The sequence below is a fragment of the Calothrix sp. NIES-2100 genome, assembly GCF_963875285.1.
Taxonomy (GTDB): Bacteria; Cyanobacteriota; Cyanobacteriia; order Cyanobacteriales; family Nostocaceae; genus Aulosira.
Genome location: NZ_CAWNLA010000001.1, coordinates 3,810,012 through 3,832,753, shown reverse-complemented (window position 1 = coordinate 3,832,753; position 22,742 = coordinate 3,810,012). Strand labels below are relative to the sequence as shown.

Sequence of the window (22,742 nt, the reverse complement as noted above, 5' to 3'; positions counted from 1 at the left end):
CACGAAAAAACACTAGCAAAATTCCAATAATATGCAACTTAAACCTATTGAACGCATTGAAAAACCAAGCGTAGAAGAATTCCAGCATGAGTTTGTCATTCAAGAAAAGCCAGTAGTTATTTCTGGTGTTGCCAATAATTGGCCAGCTTGTTCTCTGTGGAAGCCAGACACCTTGAAAAGTATGTTTGGTGATGTACGTGTTCCCGTAAGACAAAGTGACAATGAACTCGATATCTTCTTTGGTGAATCAACAGCAGTCACAGAAATATCTATTGCTGATTATATAGATAGCATTGAATCACTTAATACAGATAGCCAACGTCCATCATATCTTGGTAATCTTTCCTTAACTTCGCCACTAGCTCAAGAATACTTTGACCAGTTAAAGTTACATTTTGATTTTCCTAACTATTTTCCAGAAAATAGCGGATGTGATATTCGCATTTGGATGGGAGCCGCTAATCAAAAATCAACAATTCATAACGACCCATACCATAATTTTAATGCCCAGATATTTGGTGAAAAACTATTTCTTCTATTTCCACCAGAAGAACAAGAAAAGCTTTATGTAAAAAAATGGGATGATGAACTTTGGACAAGTCCTGTTGACCCACAAGAACCAAACTTAGAAATATTTCCTCTGTTTAGTCAAGCTCACGGATTGAAGGCTTCTTTACAACCTGGCGATATACTTTTTATTCCCGCTTTTTGGTGGCATCAAGCATTATCTATTACGACAACCATAAACATTAATATGTGGTTGTATACCGAAACAATATGTAAGATTTGGGAACAACATCCTGCTTTTACTCAGAATTTAAGTAAAGCTTAAACTTGTTAAAAATAGCAAAACTTTATGTCCTACTCGTAGGAGTTAAACTTTGAAATCAGAAGATATTGATCAACCCAACTTCCGCACCTTTATCCTCATCTGGAGTACTCAGGTGCTTTCAATGCTTGGCTCCGAAATGACTGATTTTGCTATTACACTCTGGGCATGGAATATTACAGGTCAAGCAACCTCCTTATCCTTAATTATCCTTTTTAACCAATTGCCCAGATTAATCACTACTCTATTTGCTGGCATAATTGTTGACCGTTGTAATCGCAAAATTTTAATAATTTTAGGAGATGCAGCATCGGGTCTCTCTAGTATTATTATCTTTTTACTTTTTTTAACTAATCACCTAGAAATTTGGCATATATACGCTTCTGCTTTCATCATTGGACCCTTTCGTCATCTGCAATATTTTGCATTTTCAACTTCGATTTCTTTGGTTGTTCCAAAACAGCATTACACTAGAGCTGTTGTCATGAGTGAACACATCGGTCAGTTTAGCTCGAATATCATAGCACCAGGGTTAGCTGCGGTGCTTTATTATGTAATTGGTCTACAAGGTATTTTATCAGTTGATATAGTTACATTTATCATGGCGATTGCCACCATCTGTATCGTACATATACCCCAACCTGTACCAAGTGAAGCGGATTTAAAAGATGTAAAAATTTGGCAAGATTTGACGTTTGGTTGCCGCTACATTATTCAAAACTCTGGTTTACTCTCTCTTTTATTCTTCCTATTCATTTTTCACTCAATTGATTCTATTCTTTTTGGAATACATTCGTCTTTTCTTTTGGCTCGTAGTGGTAGCAATCCCGCAGTGTTTGCCAGCATACAATCTGCTATTGGTTTAGGTGGTCTAGTTGGTGCTTTAGGACTGAGTGTCTGGGGCGGTTTTAAACCCCGTATTCATGGTTTATTACTAGGCATTATATTGCATTACAGCATCATGATGGCCTTTAGCTTGGCAAATTTACCTTCTATTTGGATGATTACCGGTTTTTTGGCATCTGTATTTTGGCCGTGGGTCTCTAGTTCAAATCAAGTAATTTGGGTATCAAAAGTACCACCTAATATGCAAGGTCGAGTCTTCAGTACTCGCTATTTATTTACTCTCATTGCTTCACCTTTAGGTTTGGCGATCGCGGGGCCTTTAGCGGATAATTTCTTTCACCCAGCAATGATGCCTGGAGGTATTCTAGCGCCTATATTTGGCGGCTTATTCGGTACTGGTTCAAGTTCAGGAATGGCGCTGCAATATACTCTGTTTTCCTTCTTGGGCGTACTTCTGGGTTTAACTGGCTATACCTGGCGGAAATTACGAGATGTGGAAACTATTGTGGCTGATTTTGAGGACTAAAGTCCTAACTACGAACTCAAACAAGGTCAAAAAGTTTTGCGTTCCTCCAAATTTGCGAATATCTCTCGACGAGTTCGCCAAATTGGACGCAGTTGTTTGCGAGTAAACAGTTGTAGTTGGTCGGTTATGTGGGGTGAACCGGGTTGAGTAGCGTTACCGTAACTCATCAAAGCCATTGCTTTGACTGGTTGGGAAAACTCTATGGCTGCAACATAACTATCACCGGCGACTGCTTGAAAGCGGTTATCATTAGTGGGAGCAAAATTGAGAACGCGGAATATTCCTTGCTCCCCATCGCCACCGTTAGCAGGTAAATCTAAGTTTCCGCTACGCACTCGGAAAACTTCACCCCAAGCTACATCTAGCTTCCCATAAGCTTTTTCGACTTTTGCTGCTGCTATTTGCAGGGCTTTTGCTGCGCTTTCTGGGTCTTTTAAACCATCAGGTGTGGTGCGTGGGGAGTCCTCACTCCAAGGGATACTAAAGACTTGGTTTTCAGCCATTTCTTGCCACCAAAAGGAAAATAAGACTGCGCCGCGACTATCAGCATCAGCATTGCGATTCCAAGCTGCCAAAATATCAGCAGCACGACGGGCTAATTCATCCCCATATTTTCGGGCGGCGGGAATTAAGTCATCAAGGATGCGTTCTGCAAGTTCCATTTTTGTGGAATGTTTATACTTAATCATTTCCGCAAAAGAAATTTTGGCATCTTCAGCCAACATCTTGGCGGAACTTTGCGCTCGGAAAGACATTTCTCCCCGTGGTGCCATATAAGCAGGATAATCATTTGCTTTGATGACAGCTGGAAAAGTAGTAGTCCAAGGTGGATCGTTGGCATTTTGCAACCAACCGCTAGGTGGGTCGATCGCACGCGGTAAATCCTGGTATGGGTGCATTTTTGTCCACAAAGTTGTGGATGTGTCGCCAGGAATTAAGCCTTGCCAATATTGAAAGTCTCCTTGTTGGCGAATCGGGACTAAACCGTTGAATAGGTGCATGATGTGCCCTTCTCGGTCTGCATACATGACGGTAAACATCGGCAGTTGCAACCGTTGTAATACCTTTTGAAATTGGCTGAGGTTTTGCGATCGCGCCATGTCCCACCATTGTTGCAACACACCGGGACGGTCTGCACCGACAACCCGCAACGCCACCGCTTTACCCTCTTTTTCTTGCACTACTGCACCGTGGACGGAACTTTTGACTAATAATGGTTGTTCCACTAGGGAGCCGTTTTTTTGCTTGACCTTTAGCAAAAACTCTTCTGTGGTAAAAGGACAGACTTTGTTATCTAAAAGATAACCACCATCAGCCAACTTCAAATCATACACATCCCAACCATCATGGGTATTGACGGTATGAGTCCAACCCAAACGATCGTTAAAGGCGATCGCTAAAACCGGAATTCCTACTAAGGTTGCTCCATAAGCATTCATCCCTGGTGCAGTCACTTGTGCTTCGTACCAGAGAAATAAATCTGACCATAGCAAGTGGGGATTTGCTAGCAGCATCGCCTGACCACTAGCAGAATGTTTAGGTGCGATCGCCCAACCGTTAGAACCAGCTTTTGGTTGGGTATGAGTAGTATTTGCTACCTCTGCTGGATTGACGATAAAAGTAAAATACAGCACCCTTTGCAAATGCGCTAACACATCCTCTGGCTTGACTGGTAATACTATTTCTAGTTGAGCATCTATCAAATCAGGGTGTGCTTTCGCATACGTATTTATCCCCGTGACAAAGCCATTTATGTAACTCCGAAAAGCCTGGTTTTGTGCTTGATACCAAGAACTAGCACGATTGGGCACTCCCATCGTCAGTACCCACTTATCAGAGTTTAAATAATCTTCTCCCCAGTATTCGGCTGCTTTTCCCCTAGCTTGACCATAAAGGCGTAACAGCAAGTTAGCATGACTTTGCATCTGTGCCCAACCAAAAGCCTGGAAAGCGCTTTCAGCATCTTTACCGTATATATGCGGTATGCCGTAGGTATCCCATAATATTTCTGTCGTTTTGGGCGCAGTTGCAAAAGTGTTATTTGCCAAAACTACAACCAAAATAGCACTGAGGATGAAAGCTAAAAATCTTGATGATTTTCCTTTCAGTCTTTGCAAGTCAAATTGCCAAATCCTATTATTCAACATGATTGGGAAAGAACGCTGGAGAGACGGGGACAAGGAAGACCAATGACAAATGACAAATGACAAATGACAAATGACAAATGCCCATTTATGGCTTTTGAGTCGCGATCGCTAACCTTGCACCTTTAACTTGACGCACTTGATCCATAATTGTGACAATCTCACCATGTTCAACTTTGCGATCGGCGTTAATCACAACAATTGCTTCTGGGGTTGAACCAATTAAAGTACGTAGCTGTTCAGTTAACGCATCAACTGTTGTCGGCTGTTTATTCAAGCTAATTTTGCCGTTGGATTCGACTGTCACTGTAATTTTGGTGGGGACTTGCGACTGTTGGGAAGTTGCAGCTTGGGGTAAGTTGACGGGTAATCCTTCTTGGCGCGTCAGAAACAAGGTGGACATGATGAAAAACGTCAAAATTGCAAATATTACGTCAATCATCGGCACAATATTGATCTGTGCAGGTATATCTGGTTCATCTTGTAGACGCATAGACTTTTTCTCCTCCTCGTTCATAACGACGGCGATACAACAGTTCTAATTGCCCACCATATTCCTGAATCAATCCAGTTTGACGCTGATACAATCCTCGAAAACCGTTAGCAAAGAAAAGTGTGAAAATTGCCACAATTAAGCCGGAAGCTGTCGAAACCAGCGCTTCACTTATCCCCGATGTCACACCTGCTGTTTTTGTCCCACCGACATCACCAAGATTTAGAGAAGCAAATGACACAATCAATCCCAGTACTGTACCTAATAATCCAAACAGTGGTGAAAGTCCGATGATTGTCTCAAAAATTGTGTTGAAACGCTTGAGAATCGGTAGTTCTGCTTGAGCTTCACTTTCCAAAGCCAAGCGAAACTCTTCTGGAGTCGGTTCTTCCAATTCCAACGCTGCAAGGAAAATCCGGGGAATTGGTAAATTCGCATTTTGACGGGATTTTTCAATTGCTCCCACCACATTATCCATCCGGTAAAGATTGAGAATCTCTCGTACTACCTTGGCTTGGCGGGTATTAACTCGATACCAAAACCGCACACGCTCAACAATCAAAGCTAGCGCCACCACAGAGAACGCAAGCAGAGGCCACATTACTATCCCACCTGCGGCAAATAAGTCTTTTATCCCCATAGATCCTTTGGTTCAATTTTTTAGGTTTCAGTCAAATTGAGATATTCTGTCAATTGCAAATTATAGGATATTGCGAATACTTCTCAACTTTTTCTGAAAATATCATGACACTATATGAATAGATTGTTCGAGTGATTTTAATGTAAGTGCTTATTATTCAAGCTTTTTGGAGATTATTCCGAAAAAAAAACTGTCACCCTGATGTCAAAATATTTATGCTTCTTGATTGACTTTTGCACCAAGAGGCTTTAAGATTTTTAGTGAAAAAATATATCAAATACTTATACATTAGCGTTAGCGAAGCGGAACGCAAGTATCACGAGCAGAATATGTATTTTTTTTTACTACGTCGATGCCAGTTCTTCAGGAATATAGGTGGATGTTTCTGGTAATGACGGACGCAAACACAAATATATGAGTGGTCCAAACAATGGTACAAGCGCAACAGCCCAAAAAATACGTTTATCTTTGATTCCTCGACGTGCCATATCATCATCAAATAAGGAAGTAATTAGAAATATTAAGCACATCAGACAAAAATCAAGACTAATGAGGTGAATAAAAGGTCTGTTTAAGAACTGCTGAATATAATTTTCCCAATTTCCCGCGATTATTGCATAGCTGAACAAAACAATCGTCGCTACTAAAAGACTAACTCCTGTGCTTTGACGATCAAAAATTGACAGCCATTTATCCTTGCGTTCGCGTAGCGTCTCTAAGAGAGGAACGAAGCAATCCCAGCTATTGCGATTGCTACCCTTCGGGAAGGCTCCGCCTACGTCGTTCCTCCTCGCAATGACGGAAGATTGTTAGATTTTGAAAAAGTGGGATGCTCCCTTACTGCTATTGGTACGGTATCTTCAATCGTTAATGGTGCGTTTACTCCGTGAGACAACACAACGCCAGTCGCCTCAACTTTGGGAACCAAAGCACGGCGCTGGCTCCCCTACATTTAAATTCCTACATTTTATGTCAGCGAAATTAGGAATATTTTGCCAAGAGGCTAATTTTTGGCACTAATGAATCGGCTTCAACCGATAAAGCACTTTGTTCAGCAAAAGGTATCCAGTTGTTTTGGGATAAAGGTTCAGATGCAATAATAATTCGGCTGGGGTTATTCACCGCATCACTAGACCAATAAAGTGTGGGCGCTTGTGTATCATAGGCATAGCGAACTGCGGCAATTGCTTGACCATCGCTAACAATTATATTCGCACTAAAGCTGGTATCATATTTTTGCGCTAAAACAGTCAACTTTTCTAAGGTAATACGTAAGGCTGACAAAAGATTACTATCGGGATATGACTGCCACATTTCTACTAGAAAAGCAAAGATGTGTTCTGAGTCAGTCATACCTTTGATTAAATTGTATGTACTATCAGAAAGGCTATCACGTATTGGTCTATAAAGCGTCTGTTGAAAGTTAGATATTTGTCCATTATGAACAAACAAAAGTTTGCCATTACGGAATGGTTGACAGTTACTAATGTCCAGTGATTCGCCTATTCCAGTTAGTCGGGCATAGCCTAAAGTACAATTAGTTTGTACATATTGGCTTAACTCTTTTAAGTTTGGATCGTTCCACAGTGGGATTGTGTTCCGGTAAATAAATGATTTCCCCGCTTCGTCGTACCAGCCTACACCAACACCGTCTGCACACACTACTCCAGACTTTAATTCCAAAGGTTGATAACTTTGTTTTTCCAGAGAATGTTCTTCCTCATACAACAATTCATTCAATTTAATGCTGTTACCAAGATAGCCAATTAATCTACACATAGAACACAGAATTAATCTCAGAATCAGAACAGGCAATCATCAGCTGCAATGGAAATTAAAAAATAATTTTCATTGTTAACTTTTATTACTTTAACAATGAATTTGGATATTATGTATACTTTAACTGTGACTAAAGTCATGGATGTGTTGGTGACTTTAGTCAGAATATATTGATTTCAATAATTTTCGGAAATAATATTAGACAGCAACTATATCAATAGTCTGATGCTCTATGCTTTAATTTCAATACAAATTAGGAATTAATCACGCAAAATTTAATGCCTTAGGCATATTGACAACAAAACTTGAGTAAAGCGCAAAGCGATCGCGCGGTTCGTCAAAATTGATAATTGCCCCAAAAGGTACTATTCGATTGGGGAATCATCGGTGATAGCGTCTAGCGTCTAGCTTAAAGAAGCTAGTTTCATCTGCGGTAATGCGATCGCGCCAGGTTGTTGGTATATGATGGAACTTACAGCTTTGATGCCTGCTCATTCCCATAGCCGATCCATTTTCCTTAGGTAATAATTCTTAATGCTATAGTTCTCTCCAAAGGGTGATGATGTAATTATTGTGGGTTTGCTTCTCTAACAATAAACCTCTGCCAACAAATATTCTGCTTGACTGATGGTACACGAATTTAACTAGCTGGTGTGGGAAAGTAATACTAATTTCTCTTAATTACGTAGACAAGTAGAATATAAAGTATTGTCATGACAGGCACAGGTAAAGGCGGTGCAGAAGGTGTGCGTGCGGTGTCTGAGCAACATGGCATTGTCCTCGCCCAGGATCAAGCCAGTTCTGTAGCTTATGGTATGCCGGAAGCAGCGATCGCCACTGGTTGTGTTAACCGAGTTTTGTCTCGGGAAGCGATCGCACCTTTATTGGTGAGCTTAGTATGTGAGGGAAATCCTTTATCTCAAGCGCAGCCCAAAAAAGTAACACCACTTAACACTCAGCTGCGGCTATCGCCGATGCTGCAAGACGCGCTAGAGAATTTACTCGAGCGAGCGATCGCCATGCACCGCACAGATATGGGCTACATTCATCTGTTCAACCGGGATACCTGCACTCTGCTGCTCGCAGTTCAACGCGGCTTTGACGCAGGCTCCATCGATAACTTGCAGACAGTTAGCCTCGCGGAACATTCGCCCTGTATCAGGGCCTTGCGTTCTGGAGAAACGGTGATTATTGAAGATATCGAGGTCGATCCAAAGTTTGCTCCTCACAGAGCGATCGCGGCGGCTCAAGGATATCGCGCTGTTCAATCCACGCCGCTAACCACTCGTCAAGGTACTTTAGTTGGTGTATTGTCCACACACTTCCGTCAACCTCGCCGATTTTTACCCTGGGAGATGAGGCTGCTTGATATGCACGCCCGTCATGCTGCTGATGTGATTGAATTGTTTGAATCCGAGAAAGTCGGATAATATAAATTCAAAATTGTCTTGAAAGCTTTTAATCGTCTTCTTCAGCGAATAGGGCGGAAATATCTCGATATCCACTGATAATACGGAAAATCTCTACATCTTGTTCGATGGGCATGTAGAGAATCAGGTAGTTATCGATTGTGAGACTACGCAACCCTGGCAGAATTTCGTCACGTCTTCGTCCAAGGTTAGGAAATTGGGCAATTTTAGCAAATTTAGCGTCTAACTTACTCAAAAAACGTTCAGATTGCTCTAAGCCTGTATTTTTTGCAATTTAATCTGCTATTTCCTCAATATCTTTAATCGCAGGCTCGGTAAGACTAAATTGTGGGGTCATTCTTCGGAAGCACCATGAAGCGAACGTATTTTATCTCGAATTTGTGCCATTGCCGTCGAACCATCAACAACTTTACCTTGTAAAGAAGCTTCCCATCCAATTCGCGCTTCTTGTTGCAGTTCTAAAAGTCGCCCTTGATAAATATCTTCTTGCTGTTCTAGGAGTTGGACTCCTGCGAAAATAACTTCGAGAGCAGAGTTGTATTTACCACTGTCAATTCGGCGTTGTACTATAACTTCTAATTCAGGTGGTAATACGATTTCCATAGCGTTTTATAGCAATTTAATCTCACAAGCGTAGCTTATCATTTTTTTATCACTCCTTGCGGGAAGACCCAAGTGTAACGTAGTGGAACTTGGTATGGGAGAGCAAGGCTAGAAAAATTAACTGTTAGCTACCAATCAACGGGAATTTGACAATAAAAGTTGCACCTTGTCCAATCCCTGGGCTTTCGGCGTGGATAGTACCGCTGTGGAGTTCGACTAAGCTACGAGCGATCGCAAGTCCTAACCCTAGTCCTTTCTTTACGCCGTATGCTTGCCGGAAGGTATCAAAGATATACGGTAAAACCTCGCTATCTATGCCGCAGCCAGTATCGCTGACTATAATCTGGGCTTGATTTTCATTAGTTTGTAGATTAATTTCAATTCTGCCGCCTTCTGGTGTAAATTTAACAGCATTAGTCAGTAAATTTAAGATGATTTGTTGTAATCTTTCTGGGTCGCCTTGTACTATCGTTGGTGATGGAGCAAGCTGGCAATCTAGGCGAATGTCTTTAGTTTCACATTGGCGTACTGTAGCGATCGCATTTTCAATCACCCCTTGCAGTTCGACTGGCTCTAAATTCAAGTGAATTTTACCCGCAGTAATCCGCGAGATATCCAGCAAATCTTGCACAAGTTTGGCTTGCAGAGTAGCATTACGTTCTATCGTTAAGAGCGCTTTCGTCAGCATAGCTGGGTTAGGCGGTCTGCTACGCATTAAGCGCGTCCAACCGAGAATAGCAACTAGGGGCGTATTCAGTTCGTGAGAAACTGTTGAGAGTACCTCATCTTTTCTGCGGTTAATTGTTCTTTCTAAGTGGAGAGTTTCAGCGCGCAGATGTGCCAATTGCAGATAGGCGTTAACACGGGTGACAAGTTCGGTAGCTGAAAAGGGTTTGATTAGGTAATCGTCAGCCCCAGCAACAAGTCCTTCAATTACCGATTCTTCCCCAGCCCGGGCAGAAAGCAGAATAATCGGTATTTCTTTTGTGCGCGCATCAGCCCGTAATGCTTGCAATAATTCAAAGCCGTCTAATCCTGGCATCATCACATCACTTAGAACCAAATCTGGCGATCGCTCATTTACCGCCGCCAGCGCCGCCGCCCCATCAGCAACCGCTTCAACTTCAACATGTTCGCTTAATATCCGTGTTAGGTAATCGCGCATATCAGCATTGTCATCGACGATGAGGACACGGGAGGGGGTAAGGGGTAAAGGGGAAGGGGGAGAGAAATCCTTCTAACGTTACTGTTTCTCTTTGAGGTCGTTGCATAGCATTTATCGATTTGGCTATATGGCGATCGTGTTATTTACAATTCTAGGAGGTCACTCGATTTTAGATTTTGGATTTACGATTTTGGATTGACCTCTCCCTATAAGGACTGGGATTGCAGCAACGATTTCTTTTTATTTTTCATCTCCCTAAAGGGAGAGGCTTGTAACCTTTTTTAGATTCTAGATTTTAGGGACTTCCAAATAAAAAAATATTCCAATCATTAACCTACCAAACCCGCAACTCGTAGGGGCGGGGTAACCCATTGGTGTCAACTTAAGCTAAAAGCTATATAGGGCAGGCGTTGTGCAAAACCCTCTCGCCCTCATCCCCTAACCCCTTCTCCCCAGGGAGAAGGGGAATTGGATCTCTAGCTCCCCTCTCCCCTGGGGAGAGGGGCTGGGGGTGAGGGCGAAACCTTGTCACCAAGCGGGTTTCACGTTAAGTTGACACGTATGGGGGTAACCCCGCCCCTACAATTTGGCATAATTTATTTTTTGGAGTTCCCTTAGATTTAATCCAAAATCCAAAATCTAAAATCTAAAATTGCCTCGGTCAACAAACGGGAGCGGTCTGGCAACAAACGGGAGCGGTCTGGCAACAAACGGGAGCGGTCTGACAACAAACGGGAGCGGTCTAACTTGTAGCGTTAACGGTCTAAGCTGACATTATCAAAGGCAATTTAACAGTAAACGTTGCGCCTCGCCCAATTCCTGCACTGGCTGCTTCAATTGTACCGCCGTGTAGTTCTACTAGTTGACGCGCGATCGCCAGCCCCAACCCCAAACCTCCAGGTGAGTGACGGCTTGGAACTTCCTCCTGAGTAAAGCGATCGAAAACATGGGGGAGAAAATCTGCACTCATCCCAATACCATTGTTGCTGATTTGGATGATAGCCCAAGATTCAACAGCATTAACCTGCACTTCAATACTTCTTTTGTCTTGGGATTGGTACGCAATGCACTCAGCAATTGAAAACCGTCCATTTCTGGCATCATCACATCCGTGAGTACTAAATCTGGCGGTTGCAATGAGATAGCATTTAGTGCATCTGCTCCATTAGCAACAGCTTGTACCTGCCAATGTTGCTGTAGTAGACGCTTAAGATAGTCGCGCATATCCGCATTATCATCTACTAACAAAATACGCCCTGCCGAGAACTCGTGGGGGCTTATGGGGGCCGCCACGAAGTGGCAGCTCCAATGCCACAAATTTTCGTGTTTTTGCCGTTGGGTGATTTGCCCCATAAACAGCAATCGCGGCATCGTTGTAAAGCTGAATATAGTCTTCACCCCAGTAAATGCCTTGGGCAAAGCGAGACGAGAGCATCATGCTAACGCAGGTACGCAGAGTTGGCGGCCAGTTCTCGACCGGACCTAAGGGAGTGTTTGACCAGTCATGCGATCGCATCAACTCGCCCATTTCGCCACCGCCTGCAAATACATCCAAAGCGGAAGCGGCTTTCTTGCCTTCGGTTAAGCTGTCCATGTTTCCTGGGAAAAGATATTTACTAAAATCCGTAAATCTTCAGCTAAGAAAATTCTAGACTTTTACTTCCCCAACTCCTCACTTCAAATTGAAGTATAAGGAGATTACAAGCAAGAGAAAAGCGCAAAGATAAAAATGATTAAGAAATAGAATAAAAATGGATATCTTTTCAGAAATCGATTAATTAAGATGTAATAAAATTGGTCATATAAGCACTAGAAACTGAAGGAAGCATAAATGTTCCTTCATGTGTTGGTAAATTCTAATTTTCTCTAAAAATCTTGTCAAATCAAGAAATAAAATAATATTTTTGGCAAAATGATGGTAAACAATTCAAAATAAAATGACGTTCTGAAGTTAAATTAATAATTTGGTTAATGCCATCTAAATGTAAAAAATGAATACCTTGAAAGCTTATCATCATTGATATAATCACTTTCTACATCTTCTCCTAACAATATCTCAATTGCTTTATCATCAAAAAACTGGCTAAATAAATATAAAGGTCTTGAGACAAATCCTAATCCATTGATTAAAATCGCTTTCACTAATATTCCTGCTGCAATTTTTTCACGAGGGTCTATCCCTAATTTTTCATTAATTATTTCGACTATTCCTATTTCATCAATTAATCCTGCAACTATTCCTAAATGATCGATATTTTTAATTTTTGCATTTTCAATTTGAGACATTTTTCTGACGTATTTTTGAGTTTTTTTGATTGTCTCACTTCAACTGAACCAATGTATATTTAGTTTTATAAAAGGCTTGAAATCAGTTTTTTCTCAGCACTTTAGTCTCAGTGGCTTCGCCACACAGGTTTATTTCTAAATGTCAGATTATTGATTATTTTTGTGTATTATTATTTACTTTGCATTTAGAAACAACCATGTAGTTTTTTGTGCTTCATAATGAAGTGCGGAATATGGGATGTAACAGATTGTAAAATCGGCATAACCCTTGCGATTGCTACCCTTCGGGAAGCCGCTTCGCGTCTACATTCCACTTCGTTTCATTCGCAATGACATAGCGTGAATTATTTAAGCCGTTCTACTTACTGTTACCCTACTCATTGGCATGTCAGCAATTCTGGCGCTGATGAGAGTAATGATTCAGCGATTTATCTTATACCGATTCTCTAGGTGATAACTATAATTCTTCGTTAATCAAAATCTGTTGGCTGATCTGGATTGCGGTAATATTCAAACATGCGAGTAATTTGAGATGGCACAACACGACTTAGCGACAAATTGGGAATTTCCTGTTCTCCAAAAAAAGCAACTTCCTCAGTTTCAATACTTGTTTTTGGGCTACCACCGATCAATTCGCACTGAAAAAACAGCTTATAAATATGGAACTCCAGCGGTGGATGTCCATGACGGCTGTGATTTCTATCGTAGACAGCAAGTAGCTTCACAACTCGTGTCTCATATCCAGATTCTTCATAAACTTCTCGCACAATTGCATTACTTGGCGATTCACCTATATCTACCCAACCGCCTGGTAATGTCCAAGAGCCATCTACTTTTTCTTTAACTAAAAGAATTTTATCTGAATTAAACACCGCAGCCCGGACATCGACTTTTGGCGTAGCATAACCTACTTCCCGACTGAACAAATCAAGGATATAGCTAGATTCAACATTAGAGTAGGTAGATATCATTTCCGCAGCAATCTGACGCACTTGCTGATAACGTTCTCTGTCAAACGGGCTTTCATTGTACGTCAGCCCATTTTGCGCGATCGCTTGTAATTTTTGTGCCCATTCCAACCACTTATGGTTCATTTTAGCTTCGTTATATGTTGATTTTCTGCGGAAATAGGGAAATCTGTTCCCTATTCCCTGTTAGGGACTTCCAACTAAAAAAATATTCCATTGCTATTGTTGTAGGGGCGGGTTTAACCGACATATCTGTTTTCGCTGTGAATATCTCACAAAACCCGCCCCTACAAACGGTTGACGATTCACAGTCAACAGTCAACAGTCAACAGTCAACGACTTTAAGCTGTTGTTTATTTTTTTGGAGTTCCCTTTTTACTTACAAATTTTCCACATTAATCAGACCAAAACCCCATTTACTATCAAAAGTTCCTTGAGGTTTACCAGGGATAGAACTATTTTTGCGGAGTAATTCTTTCACCGTCGCTGGATCGAGTTTGGGATCGCGTTGCAGAAGTAATGCTACTAAACCTGTAACGAATGGTGTCGCCATACTCGTACCAGCCATGACGACAAATTTAGAATTGATCATCATTGAGCGATCGCTATTCGCATTACTAGAGAGTGTAGACACAATCATCGCTCCTGGTGCGGCTATATCTGGTTTTTGCCCATCATTCCGCAATGGCCCTTCACTGCTGAACTCAGATATTGTATCTAACTCTAAGCCCATGTCCCGCACTTGACCATCAATATCTGTATATTCCACTTTTGTGGTGTAGGCGGCAACTGTAATCGCACTGCTAGCCGCTCCCGGTGAGCCAATTTTTACACAGTCTTTCACACTCTTACCTGTAAAAAATACTGAGGAGTGATCGTCAAGCGTCCAGACATCCAAACGTGTTTCACTGGTACTAGTATTACGTACCCGCAACTGCCAAATACCCCCCATAACAGGTGAAGGCCCATTCCCACGAATTTGCACAAAGAAATTGTGGTCACCATTGCCTTTATCTGGGGCTGGTGTGACAATTTCTACCTGGGAATCTGGCAATTGATAATTTTGGGTAGGATTGCCATCAGTAATAATTTTTTGGTAGGGGGTAACGAAACCGTTGGGACTGCGTAGCGAAATTTCTAACTGACTGTCAGCATCATACCAACCGTTTAACCAGACAATGCCGACTTGATTCAAGGGCACATTAAAACGGATACCCCGTGATTTTTGCGCGGGTATGGTTGCTTGAGAGTGAATGTTGTCGTTTCCTTCGTTACCTGCTGCACAACAAACAATTTTTCCTGGCCCAGTTTCCGCATCAATAATCCGCGACAGGGAGTCACTACCATCATGGGCATCGGCGTGTCCACCCAAGCTCATATTTAACACAACTGGTCGCCCTAAATCTGTGGCTACACGAAAAACGTAGCGAACAGCATCGGCAATATGGGCATCTTGTAAATCAGACTTGACAATAACTAATTCTGCTTCTGGTGCGACACCTGAGTAAGTTTCATCAGCACCCGCAGCAATTCCCGCCACATGAGTCCCATGACCATCAGTATCTTGAGAAACTGTCATTTGTTCACCAGTAAACTCAGCCCCATAGTCACCTTCTTTAACTCCCGGGCCGGGGAGTGTTTGATCCCAAAGGCGCAAAATCCGTCCAGCAAAGGCGGGGTGCTTGGGGTCAATACCACTATCAATCACGCCAATAATTACACCCTTACCAGTCAATCCCGTTTTGATTTTAAAATCTGGTAATTTCACCTTACCTGGGGCTACATCCATCCGCAGACTGAGTTTGCGCGATGGTTTAATTCGCTGGATCACATCTTCTTCCGATAAAGCATCTAAAGCCTGTAGAGGTAAAAAAGCCGTCCTTACACTTCCAGAGTTTTGATTGACGCGAATTCCATACTGTTCTAAATGACTCAAGTCTGCATCAGGTTCGCAGTAGAGAAAAACAATACTCTTAGTCGGCTTGACAGAACTTTTCGGTGCAATTAGACCAAGCGATCGCCTGTGGGTAGTTAAAGCTTGCTCTCCTTCTTTTTGATAATCTTCATATGCCAACAGCAAACCCGGAGAAAGTTTTTGGTGTTTCATATATCGTACCACGTCTATGTAATTTCCCGTAATTAGATGATTGATTTTCGTAGTCTTAGTTGTTGTAGCACAAATAGTAAAAAAGTCTAAATAAGTGATTTTTTACCATTTATTCGGAATTGCAATGCAATTACACACAGGTATGGTTAATGCTGATTAGCAGCCCCAGGCATTCTCAGCCACACTTTTATCTTGATCCAGTTCCTACCTCAAAGATTACAGACAAAATTCTATAGAGAAAAATAAAGAATTATTAATGGGCATGGGGCATGGGGCATTGGGCACTTGTACTGAGCGAAGTCGAAGTATTGGGCATTCGTTATTTCGCGTCTGCTTCCTTGTCCCCTTGCCCCCGTTATCCGGAAACATTAGTGTGCAATGTTAATGCATCGGCTTGCAATGTTAATGTATCGACTTGCATCGTTAATACATCGGCTGGCATTTTCTCCCCAATGCCCAATGCCCAACGCCCAATGCCCAATGCCCAATGCCCCATGCTGCCCAATGCCCAATGCCCTAATAACTCAACCAAAATGATCTACCACAGGTAGGAACCACAAAGAAGCTATCATTTGCAACTATAACTCCTGTAGGTATAAAGAATAATTCATGCAAATTCAAACACCAGACTGGGTTAAACACGCTGTTTTTTACCAAATTTTTCCCGATCGCTTTGCTAGAAGCAAACAACCTCGTAAACGACTCCTGCATGAGGCGCGTTGGGAAGATTGGGAAACAATGCCCACACTCCAAGGTTACAAAGGTGGCGATCTATGGGGTATCATGGAGGGTTTGGATTACATACAGGATTTAGGGATTAACGCTATCTACTTCACGCCAATTTTTCAATCTGCTAGTAACCATCGCTACCATACCCACGATTATTATCAGGTTGATCCGCTGTTGGGAGGTAATGAAGCTTTCAAGGAATTGTTAGACGCAGCCCATCAACGCAATATCAAAGTTGTGTTGGATGGAGTCTTCAACCACTCCAGCCGTGGCTTTTTCTTTTTTCACGATGTTCTCGAAAATGGCCCCCATTCCCCTTGGGTGAATTGGTTTAAAGTCGAGGGCTGGCCTCTTTCCGCTTACAATGGGGATTTTCCGGCTAACTATGAAGGTTGGGCGGGAAATCGGGCTTTGCCTGTATTTAACCACGACAACCCAGAAGTCAAAGAATATATTATGGAGATTGCCGAATACTGGATTAAATTCGGCATCGATGGTTGGCGGTTAGATGTACCGTTTGAAATTAAAACACCTGGTTTTTGGCAAGAATTCCGTCAGCGAGTCAAAGCGATTAATCCTGAAGCTTATATTGTGGGGGAAGTTTGGGGAGATTCTCGCGAGTGGCTAGATGGGACTCAATTTGACGGAGTGATGAACTATCTCTTTGCTGGTCCGACAATTGCCTTTGCCGCAGGCGATCGCGTAGTCTTAGAACAAGTACAAAGCCGCGACTATAAACCCTATCCACCTTTATTCGCTGCTGAATACGCTGCCCAAATTCAAGAAGTATTACAACTTTACCCTTGGGAAATTCAGCTTACCCAATTAAATTTACTCGCTAGTCACGATACCGCCAGGTTAATGACTATTTCTGGAGGCGATAAACCCAGTGTAGAATTAGCAACTTTACTATTACTCACCTTTCCCGGCGCCCCTAGCGTTTACTATGGTGATGAAGTCGGTTTACCTGGTGCGATAGATCCCGACTCTCGCCGTGGCTTTCCGTTAGAAGCTAGCTGGGATCGAGAAATTCTTGAGACTCATCGCCAACTAATTGCCCTCCGCCATACTTACCCATCATTGCGTATAGGCGATTACCAAGTTATCTATGCTCAGGGGGCACTTTACGTATTTGCCAGAACTTTAGGGACTGAGGAATTGATTATTGCCGTGAATACTGGTACAGCACCGATAAAAGCAGATATTACTATTAGCAGTTTGCGTACTCAACCGCAGAAAGTTTTATATGGTAGTGCCGAAGTGGAATGGCATGATCAAGGAGAAAATCAGCAGCTTTCCTTGTCTCTTAGCCCGCGTGTTGGCTGCATCTTGGGTGTAGGCTGTTGACGTACTCCCCGGCATGAATGCGCGAGGATTCTTAAAGGATGTTCCGAGGCAGGCTAAAGCCGTGCCTCTCCACCTTTTTTCCTGCTTCTTTGACTCTTAACTAGACTGGTAACAGTCCCCGTCAGACCGTCTTTGCAGGCAATTTGCTCCACGCTGCGTCCCAGCGCGTTGACCCCTCTGTTGCGGATCACTTGTGCGGCTGCAACATCTCTATGTGTTGTGTAGCCGCATTCTGGACAAGAATGTATTCTGTCCCCCAATTTTTTCTTCCCAGTGTGGGCATCACATTGAGGGCAAACTTGGGAGGTGTAGTCTTTATCTACTTTGGCAAAATACACACCCCGTTTCCAACATACCCATTGCAAGATAGAAACAAACTGCCCAAATCCTGCATCAAGAGTGTGCTTACAAAACATTCCTCTAGCCCACACACGGAAATCAATATCCTCAACAAAAATCATTCCGGCATCATCACAAAGTTTATGGGCTAACTTAAAGTGCCAATCTTTGCGAGTATCAGAAATACGTTGATGTAATCTTGCAATCTTGCGATTTAATTTGTGACGATTGTTTGACCCTTTGTGCTTTTTCTTCAGCCTACGTTGTAGCAATTTCAGCTTACGGTGTAGTGTCTGAAGAAATCGAGGACGTTCAATCAGTTCACCATCGGAAGTGGCTGCAAATTTATCTAACCCTAAATCAATACCTCTGGGATTACCAGAAGCAACAGGGCTAGGAACATCAACATTACATTCCAGCGTAAACATCAAGAAATATCCAGAAGCTTTGCGAACAACACGAACTTGTTTGACCACAAAACCATCAGGTATTTCGCGTGATTTCGCATACTCCACCCACCCAATTTGAGGCAACTTAATTTGATTGCCTCTTAATATTTGACCTTCCCCAAGTTGAGGGTAAACATAAGAACGCATTCTGTATCGATTCTTGAAACAAGGAAAACCCATTCCCTTGCGTTTCATGTCGATAAATGCAGTTTCCAGTTTTCTCAGCACTTGTTGCAGCACTTGGGCGTTGACAGTTTTTAGCTCTGGATATTGTTTTTTAGCCAGAGTTAAAGCTTTGGCTTGAGTATTGTAGTTGGGGTACGGTATGTCTGCCGGAATGATGTATTCAGAAGTGATTGAACAAGCATTAATCGGTGACTTGCGTGAATTAAGCCAATCTTTGCGTTCACGTAATGCAAAGTTCCACACTTGGCGACAAACATCAAGTGTGTATTCAATTAATTTAATTTGCTCGTTTGTAGGATTGGCTTTGTATTCGTAAGTCAGAGTTAACACTGCTTATCACTTCCTACAAAATTATATCCTGTTTTGTAGGAAACTTGTATTAAGGGGAAACAAAGGGATAAATCCCTTTGAGTCGGGTTTCATCCCCCCGCTGAAGCGTAGGGGTTCTCACCCTCCCACTATGCTTTGATAGGCATACCAGTTTAAACCTCAAAACTTTTTTGGGTTTTGAGGTTTGGAACTCGATCAAGAACTCGTACCACCAGCAACCAATGCAGGTATTAACACCTTATCAATCACATGAATCACGCCATTATCAGCCAGAATGTCAGTTTTAAGGACATTGGCATCATTCACCTTAATTGCACCCTTGGCAGACTCAATTGCTAAAATTGACCCCTCAAATGTTTCTGCCTCATTAATTTGTACCAAATCATCAGACCTGACATCCCCAGAGGCTACATGATACGCCACAATCTTCTTCAGCTTGGGAATATCTTGCAGTAGCGAATCTAAACTTCCCTCTGGCAGCTTAGCAAAGGCATCGTCAGTCGGTGCAAAAATTGTCAAAGAACCAGGACGCTTGAGAACTTCCGTGAGTCCCACAGCTTCAACAGCCTTCAGCAAGATCGTAAAATTTCCTGCATTGATCGCAGTTTCCACAAGATCGGCCATGAGGTTAGGTTAATTTATTAACTTTCTGTTACAAGATACTTATAAAATGAAAAAAAATTCTTAACCTCTATCAATAGAGAGGTCGAGTGAATTACTTACACTGCCCTGACGGTGCAATACAGACTTGTGATCTTATTGACCTTTGCCCCCTACACAGCTGCTATCAGCCATAACGTGGTTCCCTCCGCCATTTGTGTGCAATATCCGTATACTTTCAGAGCTGATATTCAGTGCAGCATTTAAGTCTGATTCTAGAGAATTTATTAATCCATAGGTCTGTTCGCCAAATTTCTCAGAATATGTATATGTAAAAAGCGCAGCTTTTTTGCTGTTCATCTAGTGCTAGCTGCCACCAGCGAAGCTACTTACAGCAGATAGCAGGTATATGAGGTACACACATTAATCATATAGCGCTTGTAGTGCGGGCCGGAAAGCCCGCTACGGACGTACCTTACTCAAATGAAATTCGCTGTAAAACACATTAAAAAATCGAGGGTAAGAATTGATGGCAACTGTAGAATTAGAAAAAAAGGTCATGACTGAAGCAGAAGTGGCGAAGCTGTGGGAAGCGTTCAAAGTATTTGATGCTGACGGTAGCGGTGCCATTTCAGCAACAGAATTGGGGGAAGTGATGCGATCGCTAGGGCAAAGTCCTAACGAAATCGAACTGCGCGACATGATCAAAGAAGTAGACGTTGACTTATCAGGTAGTATTGATTTTGAGGAATTCAAAACCCTGATGGTGTCAGCATCTGGCGATCGCCAAAGCCGTCTCAAGCTGGCATTCAGTGTATTTGATGAAGATGGCAGCGGTCAAATTACCACAAACGAACTGCATAACATTATGAGTTTGTTTGGGCTAACGGACGCAGAACTCGATGAGATGATTAAAGAAGTCGATCACGATGGCGATGCCTCCATAGACTTTCAAGAGTTTATGAAACTAGTTCCCGCCGAGTCAGAAATCAGCACCGGCTATAAAGATTTACCGATTTCTTTTACCAGTTCCCCGACAAGTAATCCAGCCACCATCACCTCAAATATAGCGGCTACTACTGACGCACCCATCTTATCCACCACCGCATCTCCGACACAGGAAACAGCCAGCGATCAAGAAGTAGTAGTACAAATCCAAGAACTGCTGGCGCAACACCCACAACAAGAGCAAAAAGAGCGCGCCACCTCTCGCCTGCAAATGCAGATTGGTTTGTTTCGCCTGATCCAGGGCGCTGCTTACCGCTGCTTCCGCGAGAGTTTTTCCGCCAATCACGAAACCCACCTGCGCGTGCGGAACCTACCCTACAAAATTACAGACTTTGTGCAGTTTGTCCAAAAAGCGATCGCATTGTACAAAGGTTTAGATATCATCGAAAAAGCTTGTTACCCCCTGTTAGATGCAGTTGTTGAATCAATCGAAAAAGAGTATGCTCGACTCCAAGACCGCATCCAGAACTGGAATAACATCGAAAAAACACCCGAGATGTTAGCTGAGGAACAAGCAATGCAGTCCGCACGCCGTAAATCCACCTCTGTCAAAGAGAAGTTTGCAGCGGGTGTGGAGTTCGCCATTACTGTCAAGAAAAAACAGTTCAGCTTTCGCGACATTGCCACAGGCGTACTAGCAATCAACGAACTTAACCGTCTGCGGCAGATGGAACTGAATGCAGAGCTTACCCCCCCTCCCGCTAAATCAGCAGGCGATCCCAAAGATTACCTCAAGCAGTGGAACCGCGTTATCCTCGCCGATGCTTCCGAAGAAATAGACGGTGCAATGATGCCAGTGGTTTATTGGTATGAAGATTTCATGCCGAAGTTGCTAGCTGCTTTCAGTGTCAACACTGCCGCTGATATAGAAAACAACACCGTACCTGACGAAGCAGCTTTGGATCAGTGGTATGAAGATACTAAAACAGTGGGAGAATTTGACCGCTATGGGGCAGATGTGGCAGAGAACTTTTACAAATGCACTCCCAAACAAAAGCTGGCAATTAAGCAAGCATGGCGTTTAACCCATCATTACCTCAATGGCGTACAAAAACGGCGTGAACGCCAAGAGTTTGGGCGCGAGTCAGGGGCACTTTCGCAATACGTGTCATTTATTGATGTCTATTTGGGACGGAGTGACATTAAAGATGCCCAGATGCGCGTTAGCTTTCCTTATTATATTGGGCCTGCTGTGTGGCGTTTCTTCCACACCACGGCGGAAATCGTCTGTACCAAACCATACCCAGTGCAAAAACTGCTGGTGGCAGTTTTCCAAGACTTCTTTAAACTATTTGCTTCGATGTACCCCTGTCCTTACTGCCGTCACCACCTGAATATGTATGTTGTGCAGAACAAAGAAGTCGATATGTACCCGGTAGAGTATCTTGTACTGGGACGCGACCCGCAACTGAACAATTTTCAAGTGTCGATGGAAGCCAAGCTGTCTACAGTTGTCGATGGTTCAGCTTTACGCTTATTTTTCTGGAAACTACATAACACCGTTTCCTCATCCATTGCTCGCTCCGAGGAATGGTATCATAAGGATGAGAAAGCTTTTTACACTACCCGTTACTGGCCTAGCCTCGACTCCGAACTCGCACGCAGCAAAGCCCTCAAACACCTCAGCATCTCCGTCGATCGCTTATACCGCCTTTATGGAATTCTTAAACCGGTATCGCGCTTGGCAGGAGTAAGAGCAACTCTCCAAAAACTGTTAGAGAAAGGCGATGAGGTAGGCATCAAGGAGGCGTGTACCCTAGCCGAAGACTATATCAAAGAATTGGAATCGTCTGTGGACGCTGGGCAATTTCTTCAGGAAGCCTACAGTTTCGACCCGGAAATTGTCGATCAAACGCCCTACTTTTCTCCGGAAGAGGAAGAGTTTGCTCGCAGTGGCGTATTTGTAGAAGTTTTATAAATATCAACAGCTATACAAGT

The 22,742-nt window shown here is 42.7% G+C and carries 17 protein-coding genes and 3 pseudogenes; 5 read left to right on the top strand and 15 right to left on the bottom strand.

Features of this window, described 5'->3' with window-relative positions; translation table 11 throughout:
* Positions 1-31 precede the first annotated feature (31 nt).
* Both AACU32_RS15735 and AACU32_RS15730 read left to right on the top strand, forming a co-directional pair.
* Entirely contained in the window at positions 32-832 is an 801-nt protein-coding gene (locus AACU32_RS15735) for a cupin-like domain-containing protein (RefSeq protein WP_096600968.1), read from the top strand.
* A 49-nt stretch (positions 833-881) separates the two neighbouring features.
* The gene (locus tag AACU32_RS15730) at positions 882-2,201 is read left to right on the top strand and encodes an MFS transporter (RefSeq protein ID WP_096600966.1); all 1,320 of its coding nucleotides are present in this window, start codon (positions 882-884) and stop codon (positions 2,199-2,201) included.
* Positions 2,202-2,227: 26 nt separating this feature from the next.
* Here AACU32_RS15730 and AACU32_RS15725 read toward each other — a convergent pair whose 3' ends face one another.
* The 4 genes from AACU32_RS15725 to egtC form a co-directional block, all read right to left on the bottom strand.
* Complete coding sequence (locus AACU32_RS15725) at positions 2,228-4,348, bottom strand: acylase (protein WP_096600964.1); 2,121 nt, start codon at positions 4,346-4,348, stop codon at positions 2,228-2,230.
* A gap of 85 nt (positions 4,349-4,433) precedes the next feature.
* Positions 4,434-4,838: an ExbD/TolR family protein gene (locus AACU32_RS15720; RefSeq protein ID WP_096600962.1), complete on the bottom strand. Its 405-nt coding sequence runs from the start codon at positions 4,836-4,838 to the stop codon at positions 4,434-4,436.
* Positions 4,822-5,478 (bottom strand): MotA/TolQ/ExbB proton channel family protein, encoded by a 657-nt coding sequence (locus tag AACU32_RS15715; protein WP_096600960.1) that lies wholly within the window; start codon positions 5,476-5,478, stop codon positions 4,822-4,824. Before AACU32_RS15715 ends, AACU32_RS15720 begins: the two co-directional genes overlap by 17 nt.
* Positions 5,479-6,459: 981 nt before the next feature.
* Complete coding sequence (egtC, locus tag AACU32_RS15710) at positions 6,460-7,257, bottom strand: ergothioneine biosynthesis protein EgtC (RefSeq protein WP_096600958.1); 798 nt, start codon at positions 7,255-7,257, stop codon at positions 6,460-6,462.
* Positions 7,258-7,970: 713 nt separating this feature from the next.
* On the opposite strand from egtC, the gene AACU32_RS15705 reads away from it, so the two are divergent.
* On the top strand, positions 7,971-8,687 hold the full coding sequence (locus tag AACU32_RS15705; protein ID WP_096600956.1) for a GAF domain-containing protein: 717 nt from the start codon (positions 7,971-7,973) through the stop codon (positions 8,685-8,687).
* A 28-nt stretch (positions 8,688-8,715) separates the two neighbouring features.
* On the opposite strand, the gene AACU32_RS15700 is transcribed toward AACU32_RS15705, so the two are convergent.
* From AACU32_RS15700 to AACU32_RS15655, 9 genes and pseudogenes are all read right to left on the bottom strand, one after another.
* Complete coding sequence (locus AACU32_RS15700; RefSeq protein WP_339378689.1) at positions 8,716-8,961, bottom strand: type II toxin-antitoxin system RelE/ParE family toxin; 246 nt, start codon at positions 8,959-8,961, stop codon at positions 8,716-8,718.
* Between the two features lie 59 nt (positions 8,962-9,020).
* The gene (locus AACU32_RS15695) at positions 9,021-9,290 is read right to left on the bottom strand and encodes a ribbon-helix-helix domain-containing protein (protein ID WP_096600954.1); all 270 of its coding nucleotides are present in this window, start codon (positions 9,288-9,290) and stop codon (positions 9,021-9,023) included.
* 124 nt (positions 9,291-9,414) lie between these two features.
* A pseudogene (locus AACU32_RS15690) lies at positions 9,415-10,488 on the bottom strand (hybrid sensor histidine kinase/response regulator); the annotation flags it as partial.
* A 736-nt stretch (positions 10,489-11,224) separates the two neighbouring features.
* Positions 11,225-11,709 (bottom strand): annotated as a pseudogene (locus tag AACU32_RS40740) (hybrid sensor histidine kinase/response regulator); the annotation flags it as partial.
* Positions 11,690-12,049, bottom strand: coding sequence for a hypothetical protein (locus tag AACU32_RS15675; RefSeq protein ID WP_339377946.1), 360 nt, complete (start codon positions 12,047-12,049; stop codon positions 11,690-11,692). The pseudogene AACU32_RS40740 and the gene AACU32_RS15675, both read right to left, overlap by 20 nt.
* Positions 12,050-12,453: 404 nt before the next feature.
* Positions 12,454-12,741 (bottom strand): annotated as a pseudogene (locus tag AACU32_RS15670) (DUF4277 domain-containing protein); the annotation flags it as partial.
* A 470-nt stretch (positions 12,742-13,211) separates the two neighbouring features.
* Positions 13,212-13,835, bottom strand: coding sequence for an NUDIX hydrolase (locus AACU32_RS15665; RefSeq protein WP_096600950.1), 624 nt, complete (start codon positions 13,833-13,835; stop codon positions 13,212-13,214).
* Positions 13,836-14,088: 253 nt separating this feature from the next.
* Positions 14,089-15,816, bottom strand: coding sequence for a S8 family peptidase (locus AACU32_RS15660; protein ID WP_096600949.1), 1,728 nt, complete (start codon positions 15,814-15,816; stop codon positions 14,089-14,091).
* A gap of 355 nt (positions 15,817-16,171) precedes the next feature.
* A complete protein-coding gene (locus AACU32_RS15655) occupies positions 16,172-16,348 on the bottom strand; it encodes a hypothetical protein (protein ID WP_339377944.1) in 177 nt (58 codons plus the stop codon).
* A 77-nt stretch (positions 16,349-16,425) separates the two neighbouring features.
* On the opposite strand from AACU32_RS15655, the gene AACU32_RS15650 reads away from it, so the two are divergent.
* A complete protein-coding gene (locus tag AACU32_RS15650; RefSeq protein ID WP_096600947.1) occupies positions 16,426-17,892 on the top strand; it encodes a glycoside hydrolase family 13 protein in 1,467 nt (488 codons plus the stop codon).
* A gap of 53 nt (positions 17,893-17,945) precedes the next feature.
* Here the strand turns inward: AACU32_RS15650 and AACU32_RS15645 are convergent, their stop codons facing one another.
* Together AACU32_RS15645 and AACU32_RS15640 are read right to left on the bottom strand one after the other, a co-directional pair.
* Positions 17,946-19,196 carry an RNA-guided endonuclease InsQ/TnpB family protein gene (locus AACU32_RS15645; protein ID WP_096600946.1) on the bottom strand — a complete coding sequence of 417 codons (1,251 nt, stop codon included), beginning with the start codon at positions 19,194-19,196 and terminating at the stop codon, positions 17,946-17,948.
* Between the two features lie 195 nt (positions 19,197-19,391).
* On the bottom strand, positions 19,392-19,820 hold the full coding sequence (locus AACU32_RS15640) for a fasciclin domain-containing protein (protein WP_096600945.1): 429 nt from the start codon (positions 19,818-19,820) through the stop codon (positions 19,392-19,394).
* Between the two features lie 505 nt (positions 19,821-20,325).
* On the opposite strand from AACU32_RS15640, the gene AACU32_RS15635 reads away from it, so the two are divergent.
* Positions 20,326-22,722 carry an EF-hand domain-containing protein gene (locus AACU32_RS15635; RefSeq protein WP_096600943.1) on the top strand — a complete coding sequence of 799 codons (2,397 nt, stop codon included), beginning with the start codon at positions 20,326-20,328 and terminating at the stop codon, positions 22,720-22,722.
* Positions 22,723-22,742: the final 20 nt, after the last annotated feature.